Here is a 21,788-nt window from a genome sequence, read left to right as displayed (position 1 = left end):
TATCCGCAGGGATGGAGGGGCAATACAGGGCGGGGCAAAGCACCCCGCCCGTTTCTCGCGCGAGTGCGTGGTTTGCCAATTTTTCCGGGCTATCTGCCGAGTTCTTTAGGACGTTGTTCTATAAGTGACTGTTTGTCCTTATAAATTTTCTGAATTTGTGTTTTGAACAGGCGGCTGGCCAGCTAAAATCTGATTCCTTCAATCGGAGATTCAGCGCTTGTATCTTGCCCCCGACGAAAAAAACGTTCCGCGCGCCCACCTGATCGGCACGTTGATCATCGTGCTCTGTATCACGCTGGGTCTGGGGGCGTTCTTTAGCTGGCGGCACTGGAGCGAGACCAAGACCTCCTATGCGCGCCTGGAGCGCGCGGCCAATGAGCAGATTCGCGCCCGCTTGCAAAGCGAAATGCATGGCGCGATCAGTTTCCTCGAGTTTTCACGTTCGCGGACCGAGGCAAATTTGCGACGTAGCTTGACCGAACAGGTCGATAGCGCTTTTCAGATCGCCGAGGGAATTTATCAGCGTGAATCGGCCCGCTATCCCGAACGTGAAGTGAAGCGCATGATCGTGGAAGCGCTCCGGCCCGTGCGCTTCTACGAGGGGCGTGGCTATTACTTCATCGACGACATGAAGGGGCAGTTCGTCCTATTGCCGACGGCGCCGAAGCTGGAAGGTCAAACGCGCCTGGAGAATCAGGACGATACCGGCCACTACATCATGCGCGGCCTGATCGAAGCGGCACGTAAACCCCAGGGCGAGGGATTTTCCCGTTACCGGTGGTATTCGCCGGATGATCCCAAGCAGATGTCGGACAAGTTGTCGTATGTCCGCTACTTCCCACCGTACGACTGGTTCATCGGGGCCGGTGACTACCTCTACAAATGGGAAGAGATGCAACAGCGGGAGGCCATCGAGCGCCTGCGCGCCCTGCGTTTCAGCCGGGGCGGCTATTTCGGAGTGATGAAGACCGATGGCAGCATGCTCCTTTCACCGTCCGATCCCTCGTTGGAAGGCAAGAATCTGAAAGACATCGCCGCACCGGGGCGGGAGAGTCTGGAAAAACTGCTTCAGGCAGCGTTGAACGGCAATCGCTTCGTGCAGTACGAGTGGCTAAATCCGGAGAACGGCGAGTTTGCGCGGAAGACGGCCTTGGTGGAGGTCATCAAGCCGTGGAACTGGATACTGGTCGTGTCGATGTACGACGAGGACTTGAATGACCTGGCCTCCGAGGCGCTGGACCTCTATGGCGATTCACCGCTGTTCGGTTGGAGCGGCTGGGCTTTGGCGGTTGGCGGGGCGTTGGCCGTCGGCCTGTTCGGCTCACTGCTCTTCTCGCGCTGGTCGCGGCGATTGTTTCGGGAATATCACCGACGGAATCAGGAGCAACAACACGCGCTGAAGGCCAGCGAGGACAAACTGGCCGCCATTCTCGACGGCGTCGAGGCCTACATCTACATCAAGGACACCGACTATCGCTACCAATATGCGAATCGCCGGGTATGCGAGCTCTTCGGCAAAGCCTTGCCGGAGATCGTCGGCCATCTCGATGGGGAATTTTTCGATGCAGCGACGACTGCCAAGATCTTGGCCAACGACCAGCGGGTGATCGAGCGCGGCGAACGGGTTGTCGAGGAAGAGGTGAATACCAGTGTCGATGGCAGGCTGACCTCGGCCTACCTGTCGATCAAGATTCCTCTGCGCGATCAGTACGGTCATATCTATGCCTTGTGCGGCATTTCGACCGATATCACCGAACGCAAACGCCAGGAGGCCGAACTCGAAACCTACCGGTACGGTCTCGAAGCCCTGGTTGCCTCGCGTACGGCCGAACTGGCGGAAGCGAAGGAGGCTGCGGAAAAGGCCAGCCGGGCGAAGAGCGCCTTCCTGGCCAACATGAGCCACGAGATTCGAACCCCGATGAATGCCATCATGGGCATGGCGCACCTGCTGCGGCGCGAGCTGCGCGATGAGCATGCCTTGGCGCGGGTGGACAAAATCGATGTCGCCGCCAACCACCTGCTCGGCGTGATCAACGACATCCTCGATCTGTCCAAGATCGAAGCGGGTCGGCTGGCCCTGGAAGTACGCGATTTTTCGCCGCGCGAGATGGTTGCCGAAATTCTCGCCATCGTCGACGAGCGGGTGAAGCAGAAGGGGCTGCAGCTACATTGCGACATCTCGCCCAAGGTGCCGGCGTTGCTGCGGGGCGACGCCGTCAGGTTGGGCCAGGCCTTGCTCAATTTCGTCGGCAATGCGGTGAAGTTCTCCGAGCAGGGAAGGATCGACGTGCGTTTTGACGTACAACGCGACGATGGACGTCAGGTGATGCTGCGCATGAGTGTCGAAGACCAGGGGATCGGCATTGCTCCCGAGCAGCAGTCGCAGCTTTTCCGGGCATTTACCCAGGCTGACGAAACCATGACCCGCCGTTTCGGAGGTACCGGGTTGGGCTTGGCGATCAACGCCCACCTGGCAAGGATGATGGGCGGCGAGGTTGGCGTCGACAGCGAGTTGGGCAAGGGCAGTCGATTCTGGATGACAGCCTGCCTCGAGCATGCCGAAGTGCCGATGCCGTCAACTGCGGTGCGAGAAGAGAGGCATTTGCCCGAGCAGTTGATCGCCGAGCGCCATTCGGGCAAAACCGTCTTGCTGGTCGAGGACGAACCGATCAATCAGGAAGTGGCGAGCGAGATGCTCAAGATGGCCGGTCTGCACGTAGACATTGCCGAGAACGGCGAGCAGGCCGTCGCCAAGGCGGGGCAGCGAAAATACGATCTGGTGTTGATGGATATGCAGATGCCCATCTTGGGCGGCCTGGAGGCAACACGGAAAATCCGCACATTGCCGGGCTGGCAGGAAGTGCCGATCCTGGCGATGACAGCCAATGCCTTTGAGGAGGATAGGCAGAACTGCTTTGCGGCCGGAATGAACGGTCACATTGGCAAGCCAGTCGATCCCGATTTGCTCTATGCCGCATTGCTGGCTTGGCTGGACTACGGCTCGGCCTGATTTTTTGCTGTTTTTGCCCGTGCACCGCAGCAGTCTTGGTTGCCGCCCCACGCTGTAGCAAAATGAGGCGTCAGGTTCGAAACGTGCCCCCATGAACGCATACGATCACCTCGCCGCCAGTCTGCAAGCCAATCGCCTCGACCGTCGCCAGTTCCTCTGGCTGCTCGGTGCCTCCGCACTGTCCGGCTGTGCTGCCTCACCGATCGGCGGGGGCGCCATCCTCGTCGGCATGAGTGAGGAGGAAGAGAAGCAGGTCGACCGCCAGGTCGCCGCCCAGCAGTTCTCGCAGGATCTTGGCGCCGTGCAGGACGAGGCGCTCAATCGCTACGTCGGCGAGATCGGCCGTCGGCTCGATGCCAACACGCATCGGCCGCAGATGCCGTACTCCTACCGCGTGCTCAACGCCAATTACGTGAACGCCTACACCTTCCCCGGTGGCTCGATCGGCGTCACTCGCGGCATTCTGCTCGATCTCGATAACGAGGCCGAACTCGCCGCCCTGCTTGGCCACGAACTCGGTCACGTCAACGCTCGTCATGCGGCGCGCCGGCAGGGGCAGGCCATGGTCACCCAGGTGGCGATGACCGGCGTCAATATCGTCGGTGCCCTGGCCGGTGTCGGCAGCCTGACCGATATTGGCACCCAACTCGGCGCTAGCGTGCTGCTCTCCAGCTATTCGCGCAGCAACGAGCGCGAAGCCGACGAGCTGGGGCAGGAATACATGGTGCGCGCCGGTTATCCGGCCAGCGGCATGGTCGGTCTGCAGCAAATGCTGGTCGACCAGCAGAAGGAGTCGCCCGGCCTGTTGCAGACCATGTTCTCCACGCACCCGATGAGCAGCGAGCGGCGCGACACGGCCCGCCAGCTGGCCGAAAGCAAGTACGCCAGCAGCACCAAACGCGACCCCGGCCGCGAACGCTATATGGATAATACGGCGGCCTTGCGCCGCATCAAGCCGACCATAGAAGCCTGCCAGCAAGGCGACGTCGCCATGGCCGGCAAGGCCTACGCCAAGGCCGAGGATCAGTACCAGCGCGCCGTCAAGATGACACCGAATGACTATGCCGCCAACCTGCTGCTGGCCAAATGCCTGTCAACGCAGGACAAGGATGCCCAGGCCCTCGACTACGCGCGCACCGCCGCCCGCATCTACCCGCAGGAAGCGCAGGCGCAAAAGCTGATCGGCGTCATCGCCCTGGCCCAGAAAGATCCTGCCCAGGCCTACGAATACCTCGACCGTTACGATCGCCTGCTCCCCGGCGATGCCGGCATCACCTTCCTGAAAGGCGTTTCGCTTGAAGGCCTGGGCAAACGCCCCGAAGCCGCCAACCACTACGCCGCGTACCTGAAGCGGCAACAGAAGGGCAAGGCAGCGGAATACGCCTATGGGCGGTTGCAGGCTTGGGGGTATGTGAAGTGAGGCGCTCCAGCCTCACAGCAAGGTGCTCATCTCCCGACCAGCATTTTCAAACAGGGTGGCCGCTTCCGGCGTCTGTGACTTGAAGTCTGCACTGGACCGGCCCAGGCGAACCGAGATATCGATTGGACTATCTCCGGGCATGAACAGGATGAGAGAGCATGCTTTTTTGATTCTGGCGATGATGGCATCGGCCCGGCTTTCGTCGGCGTTCGGCAGGATGACGGAAAATGTCGCCTTGCCGCAAAGTCCCAGGGTGTCGTAGGCGCGGATGGAGTTGCTCAAAGTCCTGGTAACTTCGGCGAGCAGCGCCTCCGCAGCCAGCGGCCCGTATTGCTGCCTAACCTGGGCGTGATTCGCCAACTCGATCTGCAGTACGGTTAGCGGTGCCTGCTGGTGGTAGGCGCGCAAGACTTCGCGTTCAAGAATCCGGTTTAGCGCACTTGCCTTCCAGATATTGAGGCGGGGGTCGAGCAGTTCGCGCCGGCTTTCCTCATCCAGTGACTGGAGAAAGCTGCCCTGGGTGTCGCTGAGTTCGCGAGCCAGCATGGCAAGCTCCGCCCATCTGGCGATGTCGTCCAGCGCCCGGAGTTCGTCTGGTGAAAGGCGACGCGGTTGGTCATCGATCAGGCACAGTGTGCCGATCTTGAAGCCTTCTCGGTTTTTCAGCGGCCGGCCGGCGTAGAAGCGGATGCGTGGTTCGTCGGTGACCAGCGGGTTGTCGGCAAATCGTTGATCCTGTGTTGCGTCTTCGACAACCATGATCTCGTCGGAGAGGATGGCGTGGCCGCAGAACGACAGGTCGCGCGAGGTTTCACGTGTTGGCAGGCCGATACAGCTCTTGAACCATTGCCGATGGTGGTCGAGCAGCGAAATCAGGACGATCGGAGTGTCGAATAGAAGCTTGGCCGTGCGTGTCACGGCATCCAGTGCGCCTTCGTCTGGAGTGTAGAGAAGCTGCATCTGCCTCAAAGAGGCGAGGCGTTCGGATTCGTTGGGGGGAGGTAAGGGGGGCTGCATAGTGCCGACTTAGAGCGGGTCGGCACCAAAAGATTCACTGATACGCGATGGCATTGCGCGGGAGCACTGCTATGGCGCATTGCCTTGCCCTGAAAGTCGACGGGCTTGGTCTGGAGGCTGACGGTGGTTTTTGCCTGTTCAGACGAGTACACCGCAGCAACGTGGCGAATTCAATCCCCGAAGCTGCGCAGCCCGTCCAGGTCGATGACGTTGATGCCGCCGTATTCGCTGCGCACCAAGCCTGCATCTTCCAGTACCTTCAAGCCCTGGTTGGCGCGCTGGCGGGAGACGCCGGCGAGGTAGCCGAGTTCTTCCTGCGAGATTTGCAGCAGGCGGTTGGTACCCGGGTAGAGCACCGGGTTGAACAGGGCAGCGAGAACGCGGGCGATGCGGGTGTCGATGTCGAGCAGGCGCTCGTTTTCCATCATGCCGATGAACTGGCCGAGGCGTTCGTTCAGCTGCGTGATCATGTAGCGGTTGAACGGGATGCTGTGGTCGAGTAGCCACAGGAAGGTGCTGCGGTTCATGAAGGCGACGCGCGTTTCGCGGATGGCCATGACGTCGTAGCGCCGCGGTTCTTCCTTGAGCAGGGAGCCTTCGCCGAACCAGGCGCCGGTGCTGATGCCGGTCAGCGAGGTGGTCTTGCCGCTGGTCCAGTGGCTGGCCATCTTGCCCAGGCCGTCGATCATGCCCATCCAGTGCGAGACCGGCTCGCCTTTCATGCAGACGAAGGCGCCCGCGGCAAAAGTGCGCTCGACCGTACCGGCCAGCGCCTTTTCCATTTCCTCCTCGGTCAGCGATTGCCCCCACAGGGAGCTGCGCAGCAATTCCTCAGCGTTCTTCAAGGTCTTGTCCGGATTGACTGCAGATGCGGAATTATATGCCGTGTCGGCCTTCCTGCCCCGGACCTTTCGGCCTATTTGGATCGGTTCGACGGCCTCGATTTTGCTTCCTTGCGTCAGTGCTCGCGCAAATCTCGGGTTTGGGCAACGTGGCGTGTTGCTAACTGACTGATTGCGCGCAATTTTATGTTCGCAGCAGTGGATTGGCTGTCGCGGATACGACATCGGTTTGGGGGCGGAACACGACATGGCATTCGATTTCTCGCAGGCTCCGTTGGGGGTGTTGATCGCCTGCCCGGCGGCCAACGTGCTGCGTATCGCCGCGCTGGCCTCGGCGACCGACGGCGCGCTCGACTACGGCACGGTGCGCGAATTGCGCCAGGAGGTCGAGCGTGGCGTGCTGGATGACTTTCATCCGCTCGATGCCTGGCCGGAACTGGCGCGCGGCCTGCTCGGCGAGCACCCGTCACGCATGCTGTGGGCGCTGCGCGACAGTGGGGCGCTGGCCGTATTGTTACCCGAGATCGATGCCCTGTTCGGCATGCCGCAGGCCGACAATCAGGGTGAAATGGTCGATATCGGCGAGCACGTCTTCCGTGTCGCCGATCAGCTGGCGCGCATGCGGGCGCCGCTGTCGGTGCGCTTCGCCGGGCTGTTCTACAACCTCGGCAAGGCCGATTCGCCACCGCAGCATCTCCCCTCGCACTATCGCCATGTCGACCGCGGCCTGCCACGGGTCGAAGCGATATGTGCCCGCTTCGATGTGCCGCCGGAGTTTCGCGACCTGGCGCTGTTGGCTACGGCCGAACTGGAGCGCGTCCATCGCGCTGCCGAAATGCGCGCCGGTTCCATCGCCGCCTTGCTCGACCGCGTCGATGCCTTCAATCAACCGGAGCGATTCGCTGAGTTGATGCAGCTGTGTGCTGCGGACTATCGGGCGTTTCCCGGTGCCGGTGAAATCTATCCGAAGGCGCGGCTGATGGAGACGGCCTTGCGTGCCTGCCATGAACTGGATGAAGACCCGGCGCAGGAAGCTGCGAGCCAGGAAGAGCGGCTGGCGGCGTGTACTCTGGCCATCGCCACCGCCCTACGCTCCATGCGCTGGAGCGTGGGCGAGGCCGATTGAGCCTTTTCTCGACGTCCAAAATTAAGCGAAAACATTTTTGCAATTGTCCGCCGGATGACATTCATCGGCGGATCCTGCCTTTAGACTGGCCTCCACGCTGAGATTGCGGCGTGAGTTCCTGCAAGGTCCCTGTAAGGCAGCAGGGCTCACAATGAATCAGACAAACTTTAGACCGCGGACGATGAGCTGCGGCGGAGGAGACAAAGATATGCCCACGCAGGCGAAATACGCCGCGGTGGATGGTTTGCACACCTTCCCCCGGTTGCTTTTGCATCATGCCGCCACCCGGCCCAATGCGCCGGCTATGCGCGAGAAATACCTTGGTATCTGGCAAACCTGGACCTGGGGCGACGTCGCCGACCGTGTGCGCGCCCTGGCCTGCGGCCTGGCCTCGCTCGGCTTCAAGCGCGGCGACAATCTGGCCATCATCGGTGACAACCGGCCGCATCTGTACATGATGATGACCGCTGCCCAGTGTCTGGGTGGTGTGCCGGTGCCGCTCTATCAGGATGCCGTGGCCGCCGAAATGCTCTTCGTGTTGCAGGATGCCGGTATCCGCTTCGCCGTGGTCGAGGATCAGGAGCAGGTCGACAAGATGCTCGAGATCAAGGAGCAGGTGCCGACGCTGGAACATGTGATCTATGACGATCCGCGCGGCATGCGCCACTACAACCAGCCCTTCCTGCACGACATTCATGAATTGATGGAGATGGGGCGCATCCATGATCGCAACCATCCCGATTTCCTGAACGCCGAGATCGAGCAGGGCCATTATGACGACACCTCGGTCATGCTCTACACCTCGGGCACGACCGGCAAACCGAAGGGTGTCTGCCAGACCCACGCCGCCTTCATCGCCGCCGCGCAAGGCGGGGTGCAGGTGGACAACATGGTGGCCGACGGCGACATCCTGTCCTACCTGCCGATGGCCTGGGTGGGCGATCACCTGTTCTCCTTCGCGCAGGCCATGGTCGCCGGCTTCACCATCAACTGCCCGGAATCGGGCGACACGGTGATGACCGACCTGCGCGAAATCGGCCCGACCTACTACTTCGCGCCGCCGCGCGTCTTCGAAAGCCTGCTGACCTCCGTGATGATCCGCATGGAAGACGCCGGCAAGCTGAAACAGAAGATGTTCCACCACTTCATGGAGGTGGCGAAGCGCTGTGGCGCGGACATCCTGGACGGCAAGTCGGTGTCCGCCGGCGACCGCTTCCAGTACTGGCTGGGCAACCTGCTGGTTTATGGTCCGCTTCGCAACGTGCTCGGCATGAGCCGCGTCAAGGTGGCTTACACCGCAGGCGCGGCTATCGGCCCGGATCTCTTCAAGTTCTACCGCTCCATCGGTATCAACCTGAAGCAGTTCTACGGCCAGACCGAAACCTGTGCCTACGTCTGCATGCAGCCGGATGGTGCGATCAAGTTCGACTCGGTCGGTCAGCCGGCCCCGGGCGTCGAGATCAAGATCGCCGACAACGGCGAGGTGCTGGTCAAGGGGCCGATGTTGCTCAAGGAGTACTACAAGCGCCCGGATGCCACGGCCGAGACGATCAATGGCGAAGGCTGGTTCATGACCGGCGACGCCGGCTTCCTCGACGAGGATGGCCACCTGAAGATCATCGACCGCGCCAAGGACGTCGGCAAGCTGTCGAATGGCGCGATGTTCGCCCCGAACTACATCGAGAACAAGCTGAAGTTCTTCCAACATATCAAGGAAGCCGTCTGCTTCGGCGCTGACCGCGACATGGTCACCGCCTTCATCAATATCGACATGGGAGCCGTCGGCAACTGGGCCGAACGCCGCGGCATCGCCTACTCGGGCTACACCGATCTGGCCGGCAAGCCGCAGGTCTATGAGTTGATCCAGAAGTGCGTCGAGGAAGTGAATGCAGGCCTGGCGCACGACGCCATGGTGGCCGACTCGCAGATTCACCGTTTCCTGGTCCTGCACAAGGAGCTGGACCCGGACGACGATGAGCTGACACGGACCCGCAAGGTGCGCCGCAACTTCGTCGCCGACAAATACAAGGTGCTGATCGACGCCCTCTATGCCGGCAAGAACAGCCAGTTCATCGAAACCGAGGTCAAGTTCGAAGACGGTCGGCGCGGCAAGGTGTCGGCCGACCTCAAGATCGTCGATTGCAAGACCTTCCCGATTGCACGAAAGGCCGCCTGACATGAACCCGCGCAATACCCTTCGGGCCATTTCGCGTTCCGCCGAGGCCAGCCGCCGTGAGGTGCTGTTCTCGTTCGCTTCCGTGATTCTGGTTTCCGCGCTGATCGGCGCGATGACCCTGTCTGTCGTGAGGATGCCGCTATGAGCAAGAAGATCGGCGACGTCATCCTCGACCTGCAGAACATTTCGCTGCGCTTCGGCGGCGTCAAGGCGCTGACCGACATTTCCTTCAACGTCCGTGAGCACGAAATTCGCGCCATCATCGGCCCGAACGGTGCCGGCAAGAGCTCGATGCTGAACGTCATCAACGGCGTCTATCACCCGCAGGAAGGCAAGATCTTCTGGCACGGCAACGAGCGCAAGAAGATGGAACCGCACATGGCGGCCCAGCAAAACATTGCCCGCACCTTCCAGAACATCGCGCTGTTCAAGGGCATGAGCGTACTCGACAACATCATGACGGGGCGCATCACCAAGATGAAGTCCACCTTCGTCGAGCACGCGCTGTGGTTCGGCCGTGCCCGCAAGGAGGAACTGGAGCACCGCAAGAAGGTCGAGGAAGTGATCGACTTCCTGGAAATCCAGCACATCCGCAAGACGCCGGTCGGCCGCCTGCCTTATGGCCTGCAAAAGCGTGTCGAACTGGGCCGCGCCCTGGCGGCCGAGCCGTCGATGCTGCTGCTCGACGAGCCGATGGCCGGTATGAACGTCGAGGAAAAACAGGACATGTGCCGCTTCATCCTCGATGTGAACGACCAGTTCGGCACCACCATCGTGCTGATCGAACACGACATGGGCGTCGTCATGGACATTTCCGATCGCGTCGTCGTACTCGACTACGGCAAGAAGATCGGCGATGGCATACCGGACGAAGTGAAGAACAACGAAGAAGTGATCAAGGCCTATCTGGGCGCGGGTCACTAAGGAGACGGGGACATGGAATTCTTTTTCGAAGTCCTGATCGGCGGGCTGCTTTCCGGGGTGATGTATGCCCTGGTTGCCCTTGGTTTCGTGATGATCTACAAGGCTTCCGGGGTGTTCAACTTCGCTCAGGGTGCCATGGTTTACCTGGCCGCGCTGTCGGTCGTCGGCTGCATGGAGAAGGGCGCACCGCTGTGGCTGGCGGTCATTCTGGCTTTCGGCATCATGACCGCCTTCGGTATCGCCACCGAGAAATTCGTGTTGCGCAAGCTGGTCAATCAGCCACCCATTGCCTTGTTCATGGCCACCATCGGCCTTGCCTTCTTCATCGAAGGCCTGGCCCCGATGGTGTTTGGCAGCGAGCCGCGCGCGCTGGATGTCGGCATTGTCGATGAGCCCATCGAATACATCCTCGAAAACTTCAACATGGTCATCTCGCGCTTCGACCTGGTCGCGGCGGGTGTGGCGGCCGTGCTGGTGACGACGCTGGCGCTGTTCTTCCAATACACCCGTATCGGCCGTGCCCTGCGTGCCGTGGCGGATGACCATCAGGCTGCGTTGTCCATCGGCATTCCGCTACAGAACATCTGGGCCATCGTCTGGGGCGTTGCCGGTTTCGTCGCGCTGGTCGCCGGCATGATGTGGGGGGCGCGCAACGGTGTGCAGTTTGCGCTCACTTTCACTGCGCTCAAGGCATTGCCTGTGCTGATTCTCGGTGGCTTTACCTCGGTGCCGGGCGCCATCGTCGGCGGCCTGATCATCGGTGCCTCGGAGAAGCTGGCCGAAATCTACATCCCGCCGGTCCTTGCTGCGATGTTTGGCGGCAACTTCGGCGGGATCGAAGGCTGGTTCCCCTACATCCTCGCCCTGCTCTTCCTGCTCGTTCGTCCGGAAGGCTTGTTCGGCGAAAAGCATATCGATCGCGTGTAAAGGGAGATAGAACAAGATGCTTTACCGTGAAGCCGGTCAATTCAAGACCTCCTACGCCGCCGACCAGCAGCTCTTCCCGATCCGCCAGGACCGGATCGGCGTCATCACCCTTCTCGCCGTGGCTTTCCTCGGGGTGCCGATGTTCGCCAGCGAATACTGGTTCTCGGCCATTCTCATTCCCTTCCTGATCTTCGCACTGGCAGCGCTCGGCCTGAACATCCTGACCGGTTACGCCGGCCAGTTGTCGCTCGGTTCGGCGGCCTTCATGGCGGTCGGTGCCTATGCCGCCTACAACTTCCAGTTGCGGGTCGAGGGCATTCCCATTCTGGTGACCTTCATCTGTGCCGGCCTGACGGCGGCCGGGGTCGGCGTGCTGTTCGGCTTGCCCTCGCTGCGCATCAAGGGCTTCTACCTGGCCGTGGCGACCCTGGCTGCACAGTTCTTCATCGTCTGGTGTCTGACCAAGTTCCCGTGGCTGTCGAACAACTCGTCGTCCGGGGTGATCTCGACGCAGCAGATCGAAATCCTCGGCTACGCCTTTGATACGCCGCGCGCCAAATACTTGCTGGTGCTGGCCATTGTCGTCTTCCTGGCACTGGCCGCCAAGAACCTGGTCCGTTCGTCGACCGGCCGGGCCTGGATGGCGGTGCGCGACATGGACGTGGCAGCCTCGGTCATCGGCATCAAGCTGATGCCGACCAAGTTGCTCGCCTTCGCCATCAGTTCCTTCTACTGCGGTGTGGCCGGGGCGCTCTACGCCTTCTGCTACCTGGGGTCGGTCGAGCCGGATGGCTTCTCGCTCGACATGTCGTTCAAGATCCTGTTCATGATCATCATCGGCGGTGTCGGCTCCATCCTCGGCAGCTTCCTGGGCGCGGCCTTCATCCTGCTGCTGCCGATCTTCCTGGACGTTGCCCTGCCGTTCTTCGCCGGCCTGTTCGGCCTGCCGTTTTCCAGCGCCACCGTGTCGCACATCCAGATTCTGGTGTTCGGTGCGCTGATCATGTTCTTCCTGATCGTCGAGCCGCACGGGTTGGCCCGCTTGTGGCAGATCGCTAAGGAAAAGCTGCGCCTGTGGCCGTTCCCGCATTGAGCGGGGTGCCACAAATTCACAACAAAGAGGAGACAAACCATGATTAAAAGCTTCAAACCTGCCCTGAGTGCCGTTGCGCTTTCCCTGGCCATGCTGTCTCAAGGCGCAGTCGCTGCCGAAGAGCAGTTCTTCCCGATCCCCGGTTACCGTGTCGGCCCCTACGGCGCCAACGGCCAATCCTTCTACGGCGGCTTCATCGATTACCTGAACTACGTCAATTTGAAGGAAAAGGGCGTCAACGGCGTCCAGCTGACCTACGAAGAGTGCGAAACCGAGTACAACAACGCCAAGGGCGTCGAGTGCTACGAGCGCCTGAAGAGCAAGGCCGCCAAGTCGGCTGGTCCGATCCACACGATGTCTACCGGCATTTCCTACGCCCTGATCGACAAGTCGGCCCAGGACAAGCTGCCGCTGGCCATGATGGGTTACGGTCGTACCGATGCTGTGGACGGCTCGGTCTTCCCGTATGCCTTCCCTCTGGTCACTACCTACCAGATGCAGGCCTCGGCCATCGTCAAGTTCATCAAGGACAAGAACGGCGGCAACCTGGCCGGCAAGAAGATCGTCTATCTGTATCACGACTCTGCTTATGGCAAGGAAGCCATCATTGCCATGGAAGCCGAGTCCAAGCTCAACAAGTTCGAGCTGGTGCAGATTCCGGTGGCCCATCCGGGTAACGAGCAGGGCGCCCAGTGGCTGAAGATTCGCCAGGAAAAGCCGGACTTCGTTGTCTTCTGGGGCTGGGGCGTGATGAACCAGACCGCCATCAAGGCCGCGCAGAAGGTCGGTTTCCCGCGTGACAAGATGATCGGCTCGTGGTGGGCTGGTTCGGAAGAAGACGTGGTGCCGGCCGGCGATGCCGCCAAGGGCTACATGTCGGCTACCTGGAACCTGGCCGGGGCCAACCTGCCGCTGATCGCCGACATCGAGAAGGTGGTCTACGGCGCTGGCAAGGGCAACATGCAGGACAAGGCCAAGCTCGGCACCATCCTCTACAACCGTGGTGTTTCTGCCGCCGTGCTGTCGGTCGAAGCCATCCGCAAGGCGCAGGAAAAGTACGGCAAGGGCAAGTCGATGAACGGCGAACAGGTGCGTTGGGGTCTGGAAAACCTGAACATCACCGATGCCCGCCTGAAGCAGCTGGGCGCCGCCGATCTGTTGCCGGAGATCAAGACCTCCTGCGACAACCACGAAGGTTCCGGCAAGGTGAAGATCCAGCAGTGGGACGGTGCCAAGTGGGTACCGGTGTCTGGCTGGATCGAAGGCAACAAGGCGCTGATCCACCCGCTGTTCCAGGCGTCCGCCAAGCAGTACGCCAAGGAAAAGGGCATCACCCCGCGTGATTGCAGCAAGGAAAAATAAGCGGAGAGAGCGGGCCGCGCGGGGGAAACCCCGCGCGATGACCCCGGTTCCAACAGGGAACGAGACATGAATACACAAACAGCTGTGGCCGATAACTACTTGAGCATCAACAACATCGAGGTCATCTACGACCACGTGATCCTGGTGCTCAAGGGCGTGTCGCTCAACGTGCCAAAGGGCAAGATCGTGGCCCTGCTGGGCGCCAACGGCGCCGGCAAGTCGACGACGCTGAAGGCGATTTCCAACCTGCTGCACGCCGAACGCGGCGACGTGACCAAGGGCTCGGTCGAGTACAAGGGCCAACGCGTCGACCAGTTGTCACCCAACGAATTGGTCAAGCGCGGCGTCATCCAGGTCATGGAAGGGCGTCACTGCTTCGGCCACCTGACCATCGAGGAAAACCTGCTGACCGGCGCCTACACGCGCAGCATCTCGCGCAGCCAGTTGAAGGAAAACCTTGAGAAGGTCTATCACTACTTCCCGCGCCTGAAGACGCGGCGCACCTCGCAGGCCGGCTACACCTCCGGCGGCGAGCAGCAGATGTGCGCCATCGGCCGGGCGCTGATGGCCAATCCGGAGATGGTGCTGCTCGATGAACCCTCGATGGGCCTGGCGCCGCAGATCGTCGAAGAGGTGTTCGAGATCGTCAAGGACTTGAACAGCCGCGAGAACATCAGCTTCCTGCTGGCCGAACAGAACACCATGGTCGCCCTGAAGTACGCCGATTTTGGCTACATCCTGGAAAACGGCCGGGTCGTGATGGAGGGCGATGCGGAGGAATTGCGGACCAATGAGGACGTGAAGGAGTTTTATCTCGGCTTGTCATCGGCGGGGCGGAAATCCTTCAAGGATGTAAAGCACTACCGCCGCCGCAAACGCTGGCTCTCTTGAGATTGCAGTGCGCCGGCCAGGGCGGCGTTGTCGGCGAGCTTGTTTGCATTTAGCAAACGGCGCTCGCCTCCGCCTTGCGCTGACCGGCTACTTTGCAATCTCCGGAGAGGTCTCAGGGCGCTGAAACGCCCGAATTGATTTGATCGTCCTGGCAACACAAAACCGGCCGCTGCTGCGGTGCACTGCCGATTTTCGGAGAAAACCATGAGTTTCTACGACCCGCTTGAAACCCGCGATCCCGAGGAGCGCGAGGCTGACCTGATGGACAAGCTGGCGCGTCAGGTGGCGCATGCCAAGGAGACGACGCACTACTACTTCCAGACGCTGGCCGGGGTGAATCCTTTCGATTGCACCTCGCGTGAGGCGCTGGCCAGGCTGCCGCTGACGCGCAAGCGCGACCTGATCGAGCTACAGAAGAAGAATCCGCCCTTCGGCGGCCTGAATGCGCTGGCGCGTGGCAAGGCCAAGCGGGTGTTCGCCTCGCCGGGGCCGATCTACGAGTTGCAGGGTATGGATATGGATCACTGGCGGATGGCCCGCGTGCTGTACGCGGCCGGTTTCCGTCATGGCGATCTGGTGCATAACTGTTTTTCCTACCACTTCACGCCGGGTGCTTTCCTGATGGAAGGCGGGGCGCGCAAGCTGGGTTGCGCGGTGTTTCCCGGCGGCGTCGGGCAGACCGAACAGCAGGTGCAGGCCATGGTCGACCTGAAGCCGGATGGTTATGTCGGCACGCCGTCCTTCCTGCGCATCATCGTCGAGAAGGCCGAGGAAATGGGTGCCGATATCTCGTCGCTGAAGAAGGCGCTGGTGTCGGGCGAGGCGTTGCCCGGCGTGACGCGCAACTGGCTGAAGGAGCGTGGTATCACCGTCCGTCAGTGCTATGCCACGGCCGATATCGGCGCCATTGCCTACGAGAGCGAGGCCGAGGAAGGGCTGGTCGTCGAGGAGGAACTGCTGGTCGAGATCGTTCGTCCGGGGACCGGAGATCCGGTCGAACCGGGTGAGGTCGGCGAGGTGGTGGTCACCACCTTCAACCCGGATTACCCGCTGATCCGCTTTGCCACCGGCGACCTGTCCGCCGTCCTGCCCGGCCGCTCGCCTTGCGGGCGCAGCAATATCCGCCTGAAGGGCTGGATGGGGCGGGCCGATCAGACGACCAAGATCAAGGGCATGTTCGTGCATCCTGAGCAGGTGGCCGAGATCGGCCGCCGCCATCCGGAAATCCATCGCCTGCGTCTGGTGGTCGACAATCCGGGCGGCCAGGATCGCATGGTCCTGCACTGCGAGATCGAAACGGGACACGAGGCGCTTGACCAGGCCGTCGTCGGCAGCCTGCGCGACGTGACCAAGTTGCGCGGCGAAGTTGCCTTTGCTGCGCCAGGGGGCTTGCCCAATGATGGAAAGGTGATCGAAGATATCCGGGTTTACTGACCCGGAGATCATCCGATGAAACGCCTGCTTGCCCTGATGGCCTGCGTCGCCTTGCCGGCGCTGGCCGTCGAACCCGAACTGCGCCCATCCGCCCGCCTGCTGTTCAAGGATCCCGAACTGATGCAGGTCGGCCGTTGTGTACGCTACGAGGAGGGCGGTGCCGGCTGGATCATCACCGACCCCAAGTTCTACCTGAAGGGCGAAGTGGTCGGCAGCGAGATCGTCGCCCGTCACCTCGGGCGTTGCCCGGTCGTGCCGGGCAAGAACATGCAGCAATACACGCGCGACGAGTTCGTCCGCCACGCCAAGGCCTACCCCTGCGTGTCCGACAAGGTGCCCGAGCGCGACGAGCAGATCGGCATCGTGCGCCTCAAGGTGACCGATTGGGAAACGCCGCATGTCCGTGGCGCGGCCAATGCCGGACGCCTCTATCGCGGCCAGTTCCTCGACCGCAAGCTGGAAAAGGGCATGGAAATCGAACTTGAGGCCGACTTGCTCGGTACCTGCCGCTGATCGGCGCGGAGACGTTTTCCGTTATCTGCACTCGCGCTGACCTGATTGCTGCGGTGCACTGGCCAAAAAGGCAAAAAACCAGGCAGCGCTGACGACGCTTCATCGAGCCAATGCGCCGATTGGCGGGTGACGCCGGGCAGGGCATCAGGCATCATCTGCCCTTTGTCGCCGATGGGCGGCGCCTGGAGACACAGCGCATGAAGCAGCACATCGACGAACTGCTGGCCCGTATCGAAGCCCTGCAGAACGAGCTTGAAGACGAATACCGCAAGGCTCGCGAGGACTGGGCGCGCAAGAAGGCCGAATTGGCCGGCGAACTGGCCCGCCAGCAGCGTCGCTACAAGACCGGGCTATTCCGCTTCCTGATCCGCTCGAATTTCCTGGTTGTGCTGACAGCCCCGGTCATTTACGCCGGCTGGGTGCCGTTCCTGCTGATGGATTTGTTCGTTACGGTCTATCAAGCCATCTGCTTCCCGATTTACCGCATCCCCAAGGTCAAGCGCGGCGATTACATCGTCTTCGACCGTGAAGATCTGCCTTACCTGAACATCATCGAGAAGTTCAACTGCTTCTACTGCTCCTACGGCAACGGCGTCGCCGCCTATACCCGCGAAGTGGCAGCGCGTACCGAGCAGTACTGGTGTCCGATCAAGCACGCCCGCCGCATCAAGTCAGCGCATGACCACTATCCGAAATTCTTCGACTACGGCGATGCCGAGGCCTTCCAACAGGGACTGAATCGCCTGCGTAAACAGTACGACGATGTGAGGGATTAAGGGGGGCAGAGCATGAGCGATCAATATTCCCTCGGTATGGCGGAGTAACGATAAAATGAAAAAATTGTCGTGTTTGCCATATCTATGTTCGGTTTCATCAAGCGCGTGTTGGGCGCTCCCGCAGCATCGCCAACCAATGCCGATCCATTTGGCCGGGAGGCTGGAAATCAAAAGGCCGTTCGCCACCTACCGATAGAGCCGGCGGCGTTGCCCGCCGCGGTGGTACAAAGGGACGAAATTCTCGATGCGCACAGCCGCATTGCCGGGTACCGCTTTTCCGCCCGCCGACCGGAGTCGGCGGCAACGCCGGATGCCGCAGCTACGGTAGCTATCCTGGCCTGCGCCAACGTGACCCAGTTTGCCCAGCGACGCATGGCTTTGATCCCGTTGCGTGCCGCAGATTGGTTTGCCCAGGATTTTGCCTCGCTGGTTGGTCCTCACACGGTTTTCCTGCTCGATTCGCCGCCGGGAGAGGGCATGCCGGATGAGGCTTGGCAATCGGCCGTTGCCGCGATCCGTGCGGCCAGAGCCAAGGTCGCCCTGGCCGGGCGAACGCTGGCCGAATGCCCAGCTGCGCTGGCGAGTGCGGATTACCTGCTGCTCGACTTCAACGCTTATTCCTTGCCAGGGTTTGAGGCTCAGCTAAGGCAGTTGCGTCAGGCCAATCCGGGACTCAAATTACTGATCGACGGTATCGCTCGCTGGGCAGAGTTCCGCTACTGTCTGGCGCAAGGTGCTGACTACGGAATCGGTGGGTTTTCAACGGAGCCGGACGAGGAAAACGGTACACAGGAAATCAGCCAGAGCCGCCTGGTTCTGATCGAGATTCTGAATCTGTTGCGGCGCGAAGCGGATGTCGATGAACTGGCGCGGGTCGCGAAACGCGATCCCGGAGTCGTGGTTAAGGTCGTCGCCATGGCCAATTCCCCGGTGCTGGGTCTGGCGCAGAGTGTGACCAGCATCGAGCAGGCAATGCTTGTGCTCGGGCGGGCGCAACTCTATCGCTGGATTTCGATTGGCCTGTTCCGTAGCGGAGCAAATTCCCCCCGAGATGAAGTATTGCTCGAACTGGCACTGGCGCGTGGCCGCCTCCTCGAATGCTTGGGGAGTGCGACGAAGACGAAGGCGGAATGCGATGAGTTGTTCCTGCTTGGTCTGCTTTCCCTGCTCGACAGCCTGCTTGGCGTACCCATGTCCACCGTCGTATCCCGCATCAATCTCTCGCCGGCGCTAGGCGAGGCTCTGTTGCAGAGTGGCGGGGCGCTTGGGCCCTATCTTTCGCTAGCCATCGCTGTCGAAAAAGGCCATGTCGCGAACGTTGCACGTTTTGCCAATGGCCTCGGGCATGAGCTCGCGGAAGTCGAGTCGGCGACGATGGCCGCCCTCGCCTGGGCAGACGAGGCGCTACGGCAGGCCTGAGTAACTACTAGGAACGGCGCCCGAACAAGCCCTTCACGGCTTCCTGCAGATCGGCCGGCAGCACGACCAGCTTGGCGTTGCCGTTCTCGCCCATGCGTTCCAGTGCGGCGATGTATTTCTCGCCGAGCAGGTAGGACATCGGACCGCTTTGTTCGCCGATGGCGGCGCTGATGCGCCGGATGGCCTCAGCCGAGGCTTCGGCCAGCATGACCTGAGCGTTGGCGTCGCGCTTGGCCGACTCCAGCCGCGCTTCGGCTTCGAGGATGGCCGACTGCTTGGCACCTTCGGACTTGGTGACGACGGCCTTGCGCTCCCGTTCGGCGGCCGCCTGCATTTCCATCGCGCGTTGCATCGACTCGGAGGGCTTGATGTCCTGGATTTCCACCGACTTCACCGTCAGGCCCCAATCCACCGCCTCGTCGGCGATGCTCTCGCGCAGGCGGGCCTTGATCTTGTCGCGCGACGACAGCGCTTCGTCGAGTTCCATTTCGCCGACGATGGAGCGCAGCGTGGTCATGATCAGGTTGCGGATGGCCTCGGAAAAATCGGTGACGCCATAGACCGCCTTGACCGGGTCGGTGACCTTGATGAAAGCGATTGCATTGGTCAGGATCACCGCGTTGTCGCGGGTGATGACCTCCTGCTCCTGCACGTCGAGGATGATGTCCTTGGTGACCAGCTGGTAGGCGATCTTGTCGAGGTAGGGGATGACCAGGTTGAGGCCGGGCTTGAGCGTGCCGTGGTACTTGCCGAGACGCTCGACGATCCATTCCTCACCTTGCGGCACGATGCGCACGCCCTTGGCGATGGTGACGATGACGAAGGCCAGAATGGCCAGAACGACGATGAAACCGGGGCTCAGATCCATGATTGCTCCTTGCGTCGGCCCGAATCAGGCCGGGGTGACCTTGAGAAAACTGCCTTCGACGGCAACGACCTTGACCCGTTCGCCGGCAGCAATGGCGCTATCGGCCAGGCAGACCCACTCCTCGGCACCGAGGATGGGCCGCTGGAAGCGCACCTTGCCGCGCTCGAACGGCGCGACAGCGGTGACCAGCAGGCCGATCTCGCCGAGTACCTCGCCTTCGGCCAGGCCGATACGTGTCTTGTGCAGACTGGGCTTGAAGACGCGGAACCAGAGCGCGACCATGGCCAGCGAGGCGACGGTCCACAAGGCCAGTTGGGCCGTGCCCGAGAGCTCCGGCAGAACGAGCAGGGCCAGCCCGACGAGCAGCGCGCCCAGGCCGAACCAGACGACGAAGAAAGAGGGAATGGCCAACTCGGCCACGATCAGCACGAGTCCGCCGACGATCCAGTACCACCATTCGAATTGCATGGAGTCCTCCTAGTGTCTGCCAGTATTTCGGCTTTGTGTGACGCGGTCAAGAAAGGCTGTGGTTTTTACGGATTTTGGCCGGTGCACCGCAGCAATTAGAATGAGCCGATGAATACCGCCCTGCTTCTGCTTCCCGACTTTGCCTTGATCCTGCTCGGCGCCGCCATCCGCCGCTGGATGCATCTGGGCGATCATTTCTGGAATGGCGTCGAGAAGCTGGTCTATTTCATCCTGTTTCCGGCGCTGCTGATCAACGCCATCGTCAAGACGCGGCTCGACCTGGCGGCAGCCTTGCCGTTACTGATCACGGCCTTCGCCGCGATGGGCGGGGCGATGCTGCTCGGCCTGCTACCCAAGTTGTTCACCAGGCTGCCGGCGCTGACCTACGCCTCGATGTTCCAGTGCGCCTACCGCTTCAATTCCTACATCGCGCTGGCTGTCGCCGGTATGCTCTTCGGCTCGCCGGGCATCGCCACCATGGGGCTGATCGTCGGCACGGCGGTGCCTATCGTCAATCTGGTTTCGGTGTGGATGCTGGCGCGCCATGGCGAGGTCGGCCTGTGGCGCGAAGTGGCGCGCAATCCGCTGATCTGGGGAACGGCGGCCGGCTTCGTGCTCAACCTGGCCGGTTTCGTGCCGCCGGCACCGCTGCAGGCTTTTCTCGGCCGCCTGGCCGATGCCTCGATCGCCCTCGGCCTGATCACCGTCGGCGCCGCCTTGCGTCTGGAAAGCACGCCGGGCGTGCGCGGCTTCTCGTCGTGGGTGGTGCTGGTCAAACTGCTGGCCCTGCCAGCCATTGCGGCCGTGGTCGGCCAATGGGTCGGGCTGAGTGGTCTGAATTACCAGATCGTGGTGATGTTCGCCGCGCTGCCGACCGCATCGTCGGCCTACATCCTGGCTATGCGCATGGGCGGTGACGGGCGCAGCGTGGCCTGGCTCATTTCGGCGACCACGCTCGGGTCAATGCTGACCCTGCCCTTGTGGGCGGCCTGGGTGACCGCCCGCTGATTATTTCTTGGTTGTCGCCGGACGTTTGGCGCGTGGCTTGGCAGCGGCTTTTGGCTTGGCCTGGGCCTTGGTCGCTTCCTCGGCGACGGCCTGGGCGGCGGCTTCGGCGGATTGCTGCATCTGTTCGCGCATCTGCTGCATCATCTGCCAGGGCCACATGGCCGCTTCCGAGAAGGCATTGCCGGCAGGCGCTTCCGGAGGAACCTCCTCTGGGGCGCTGGCCGGCTCGCTGGCGCGCTTGGCGGCATCGGCCGCCATCTGGCCCATGGCCTGAACGGCACCCACGGTCGAACGCTGCATTTCGAGCCCCTGAATGGTCATCTGCAGCATGGAAAGATTCATGCGCAACCAGCCTTCGACAGCCTTCAAATCCTTGATGCGCTTGTCCAGTTCGTCGAGGTCGAAGGTTGGCGCCACCATGCCGGGAAGCGAGAAACCCATGTTGCCCCAGATGTTGCGCATGAAGTTGAGCGGGTCGTGTACTTGATCGTCGGACATCTCTCTCTCCCCGTCG

At 61.6% G+C, this 21,788-nt stretch carries 20 protein-coding genes; 15 read left to right on the top strand and 5 right to left on the bottom strand.

Features of this window, described 5'->3' with window-relative positions:
* The first annotated feature begins 217 nt into the window (after positions 1 to 217).
* Together WIF35_RS10595 and WIF35_RS10590 are read left to right on the top strand one after the other, a co-directional pair.
* Complete coding sequence (locus tag WIF35_RS10595) at positions 218 to 3,010, top strand: cache domain-containing protein (RefSeq protein WP_412478184.1); 2,793 nt, start codon at positions 218 to 220, stop codon at positions 3,008 to 3,010.
* A gap of 91 nt (positions 3,011 to 3,101) precedes the next feature.
* The gene (locus WIF35_RS10590; RefSeq protein ID WP_412478183.1) at positions 3,102 to 4,430 is read left to right on the top strand and encodes a M48 family metalloprotease; all 1,329 of its coding nucleotides are present in this window, start codon (positions 3,102 to 3,104) and stop codon (positions 4,428 to 4,430) included.
* Between the two features lie 12 nt (positions 4,431 to 4,442).
* On the opposite strand, the gene WIF35_RS10585 is transcribed toward WIF35_RS10590, so the two are convergent.
* Together WIF35_RS10585 and WIF35_RS10580 are read right to left on the bottom strand one after the other, a co-directional pair.
* Positions 4,443 to 5,390, bottom strand: a complete 948-nt coding sequence (locus tag WIF35_RS10585; protein WP_412478182.1) for a GAF domain-containing protein — start codon at positions 5,388 to 5,390, stop codon at positions 4,443 to 4,445.
* Between the two features lie 227 nt (positions 5,391 to 5,617).
* On the bottom strand, positions 5,618 to 6,292 hold the full coding sequence (locus WIF35_RS10580; protein WP_412478181.1) for a Crp/Fnr family transcriptional regulator: 675 nt from the start codon (positions 6,290 to 6,292) through the stop codon (positions 5,618 to 5,620).
* A 244-nt stretch (positions 6,293 to 6,536) separates the two neighbouring features.
* Here WIF35_RS10580 and WIF35_RS10575 point away from each other — a divergent pair, with 244 nt between their 5' ends.
* The 12 genes from WIF35_RS10575 to WIF35_RS10520 all read left to right on the top strand — a co-directional run bounded on the left by WIF35_RS10575 (position 6,537) and on the right by WIF35_RS10520 (position 18,930).
* Positions 6,537 to 7,415, top strand: coding sequence for a tRNA nucleotidyltransferase (locus WIF35_RS10575; RefSeq protein ID WP_412478180.1), 879 nt, complete (start codon positions 6,537 to 6,539; stop codon positions 7,413 to 7,415).
* Between the two features lie 208 nt (positions 7,416 to 7,623).
* The gene (locus WIF35_RS10570) at positions 7,624 to 9,591 is read left to right on the top strand and encodes an AMP-dependent synthetase/ligase (RefSeq protein WP_412478179.1); all 1,968 of its coding nucleotides are present in this window, start codon (positions 7,624 to 7,626) and stop codon (positions 9,589 to 9,591) included.
* 1 nt (position 9,592) lies between these two features.
* The gene (locus WIF35_RS10565; protein WP_412478178.1) at positions 9,593 to 9,736 is read left to right on the top strand and encodes a hypothetical protein; all 144 of its coding nucleotides are present in this window, start codon (positions 9,593 to 9,595) and stop codon (positions 9,734 to 9,736) included.
* Positions 9,733 to 10,515 carry an ABC transporter ATP-binding protein gene (locus WIF35_RS10560; protein ID WP_412478177.1) on the top strand — a complete coding sequence of 261 codons (783 nt, stop codon included), beginning with the start codon at positions 9,733 to 9,735 and terminating at the stop codon, positions 10,513 to 10,515. Before WIF35_RS10565 ends, WIF35_RS10560 begins: the two co-directional genes overlap by 4 nt.
* A 12-nt stretch (positions 10,516 to 10,527) precedes the next feature.
* On the top strand, positions 10,528 to 11,442 hold the full coding sequence (locus tag WIF35_RS10555) for a branched-chain amino acid ABC transporter permease (protein WP_412478176.1): 915 nt from the start codon (positions 10,528 to 10,530) through the stop codon (positions 11,440 to 11,442).
* Positions 11,443 to 11,458: 16 nt separating this feature from the next.
* Entirely contained in the window at positions 11,459 to 12,535 is a 1,077-nt protein-coding gene (locus WIF35_RS10550) for a branched-chain amino acid ABC transporter permease (protein WP_412478175.1), read from the top strand.
* Positions 12,536 to 12,574: 39 nt separating this feature from the next.
* The gene (locus WIF35_RS10545) at positions 12,575 to 13,897 is read left to right on the top strand and encodes an ABC transporter substrate-binding protein (protein ID WP_412478174.1); all 1,323 of its coding nucleotides are present in this window, start codon (positions 12,575 to 12,577) and stop codon (positions 13,895 to 13,897) included.
* Positions 13,898 to 13,963: 66 nt separating this feature from the next.
* Positions 13,964 to 14,788, top strand: a complete 825-nt coding sequence (locus WIF35_RS10540; protein ID WP_412478173.1) for an ABC transporter ATP-binding protein — start codon at positions 13,964 to 13,966, stop codon at positions 14,786 to 14,788.
* Positions 14,789 to 14,992: 204 nt separating this feature from the next.
* Complete coding sequence (locus WIF35_RS10535; RefSeq protein WP_412478172.1) at positions 14,993 to 16,222, top strand: phenylacetate--CoA ligase family protein; 1,230 nt, start codon at positions 14,993 to 14,995, stop codon at positions 16,220 to 16,222.
* 15 nt (positions 16,223 to 16,237) lie between these two features.
* Positions 16,238 to 16,735, top strand: coding sequence for a hypothetical protein (locus WIF35_RS10530; protein WP_412478171.1), 498 nt, complete (start codon positions 16,238 to 16,240; stop codon positions 16,733 to 16,735).
* A gap of 197 nt (positions 16,736 to 16,932) precedes the next feature.
* Positions 16,933 to 17,511, top strand: coding sequence for a hypothetical protein (locus WIF35_RS10525; protein ID WP_412478170.1), 579 nt, complete (start codon positions 16,933 to 16,935; stop codon positions 17,509 to 17,511).
* A gap of 69 nt (positions 17,512 to 17,580) precedes the next feature.
* Complete coding sequence (locus WIF35_RS10520; protein WP_412478169.1) at positions 17,581 to 18,930, top strand: EAL and HDOD domain-containing protein; 1,350 nt, start codon at positions 17,581 to 17,583, stop codon at positions 18,928 to 18,930.
* Between the two features lie 7 nt (positions 18,931 to 18,937).
* Here WIF35_RS10520 and WIF35_RS10515 read toward each other — a convergent pair whose 3' ends face one another.
* Positions 18,938 to 19,798: an SPFH domain-containing protein gene (locus WIF35_RS10515; protein ID WP_412478168.1), complete on the bottom strand. Its 861-nt coding sequence runs from the start codon at positions 19,796 to 19,798 to the stop codon at positions 18,938 to 18,940.
* A gap of 24 nt (positions 19,799 to 19,822) precedes the next feature.
* Entirely contained in the window at positions 19,823 to 20,266 is a 444-nt protein-coding gene (locus WIF35_RS10510) for an NfeD family protein (protein WP_412478167.1), read from the bottom strand.
* A 108-nt stretch (positions 20,267 to 20,374) separates the two neighbouring features.
* Here WIF35_RS10510 and WIF35_RS10505 point away from each other — a divergent pair, with 108 nt between their 5' ends.
* On the top strand, positions 20,375 to 21,274 hold the full coding sequence (locus tag WIF35_RS10505; RefSeq protein ID WP_412478166.1) for an AEC family transporter: 900 nt from the start codon (positions 20,375 to 20,377) through the stop codon (positions 21,272 to 21,274).
* Here WIF35_RS10505 and WIF35_RS10500 read toward each other — a convergent pair whose 3' ends face one another.
* The gene (locus WIF35_RS10500; RefSeq protein ID WP_412478165.1) at positions 21,275 to 21,772 is read right to left on the bottom strand and encodes a PhaM family polyhydroxyalkanoate granule multifunctional regulatory protein; all 498 of its coding nucleotides are present in this window, start codon (positions 21,770 to 21,772) and stop codon (positions 21,275 to 21,277) included.
* Positions 21,773 to 21,788 lie beyond the last annotated feature (16 nt).

The organism is Azonexus sp. IMCC34839 (assembly GCF_047047955.1).
In the GTDB taxonomy this organism is placed as follows: domain Bacteria; phylum Pseudomonadota; class Gammaproteobacteria; order Burkholderiales; family Rhodocyclaceae; genus Azonexus.
Note: the sequence above shows the minus strand (reverse complement) of the source record. Positions and strands in the feature narration are given on the sequence as shown.

What these genes read in the sequence shown, in the direction of transcription:
- WIF35_RS10590 (WP_412478183.1), top strand. Translation starts at nt 3,102, where the DNA reads ATGAACGCATACGATCACCTCGCCGCCAGTCTGCAAGCCAATCGCCTC.
- WIF35_RS10585 (WP_412478182.1), bottom strand. Translation starts at nt 5,390, where the DNA reads ATGCAGCTTCTCTACACTCCAGACGAAGGCGCACTGGATGCCGTGACA.
- WIF35_RS10575 (WP_412478180.1), top strand. Translation starts at nt 6,537, where the DNA reads ATGGCATTCGATTTCTCGCAGGCTCCGTTGGGGGTGTTGATCGCCTGC.
- WIF35_RS10570 (WP_412478179.1), top strand. Translation starts at nt 7,624, where the DNA reads ATGCCCACGCAGGCGAAATACGCCGCGGTGGATGGTTTGCACACCTTC.
- WIF35_RS10565 (WP_412478178.1), top strand. Translation starts at nt 9,593, where the DNA reads ATGAACCCGCGCAATACCCTTCGGGCCATTTCGCGTTCCGCCGAGGCC.
- WIF35_RS10560 (WP_412478177.1), top strand. Translation starts at nt 9,733, where the DNA reads ATGAGCAAGAAGATCGGCGACGTCATCCTCGACCTGCAGAACATTTCG.
- WIF35_RS10555 (WP_412478176.1), top strand. Translation starts at nt 10,528, where the DNA reads ATGGAATTCTTTTTCGAAGTCCTGATCGGCGGGCTGCTTTCCGGGGTG.
- WIF35_RS10550 (WP_412478175.1), top strand. Translation starts at nt 11,459, where the DNA reads ATGCTTTACCGTGAAGCCGGTCAATTCAAGACCTCCTACGCCGCCGAC.
- WIF35_RS10545 (WP_412478174.1), top strand. Translation starts at nt 12,575, where the DNA reads ATGATTAAAAGCTTCAAACCTGCCCTGAGTGCCGTTGCGCTTTCCCTG.
- WIF35_RS10540 (WP_412478173.1), top strand. Translation starts at nt 13,964, where the DNA reads ATGAATACACAAACAGCTGTGGCCGATAACTACTTGAGCATCAACAAC.
- WIF35_RS10535 (WP_412478172.1), top strand. Translation starts at nt 14,993, where the DNA reads ATGAGTTTCTACGACCCGCTTGAAACCCGCGATCCCGAGGAGCGCGAG.
- WIF35_RS10530 (WP_412478171.1), top strand. Translation starts at nt 16,238, where the DNA reads ATGAAACGCCTGCTTGCCCTGATGGCCTGCGTCGCCTTGCCGGCGCTG.
- WIF35_RS10525 (WP_412478170.1), top strand. Translation starts at nt 16,933, where the DNA reads ATGAAGCAGCACATCGACGAACTGCTGGCCCGTATCGAAGCCCTGCAG.
- WIF35_RS10515 (WP_412478168.1), bottom strand. Translation starts at nt 19,798, where the DNA reads ATGGATCTGAGCCCCGGTTTCATCGTCGTTCTGGCCATTCTGGCCTTC.
- WIF35_RS10510 (WP_412478167.1), bottom strand. Translation starts at nt 20,266, where the DNA reads ATGCAATTCGAATGGTGGTACTGGATCGTCGGCGGACTCGTGCTGATC.
- WIF35_RS10505 (WP_412478166.1), top strand. Translation starts at nt 20,375, where the DNA reads ATGAATACCGCCCTGCTTCTGCTTCCCGACTTTGCCTTGATCCTGCTC.
- WIF35_RS10500 (WP_412478165.1), bottom strand. Translation starts at nt 21,772, where the DNA reads ATGTCCGACGATCAAGTACACGACCCGCTCAACTTCATGCGCAACATC.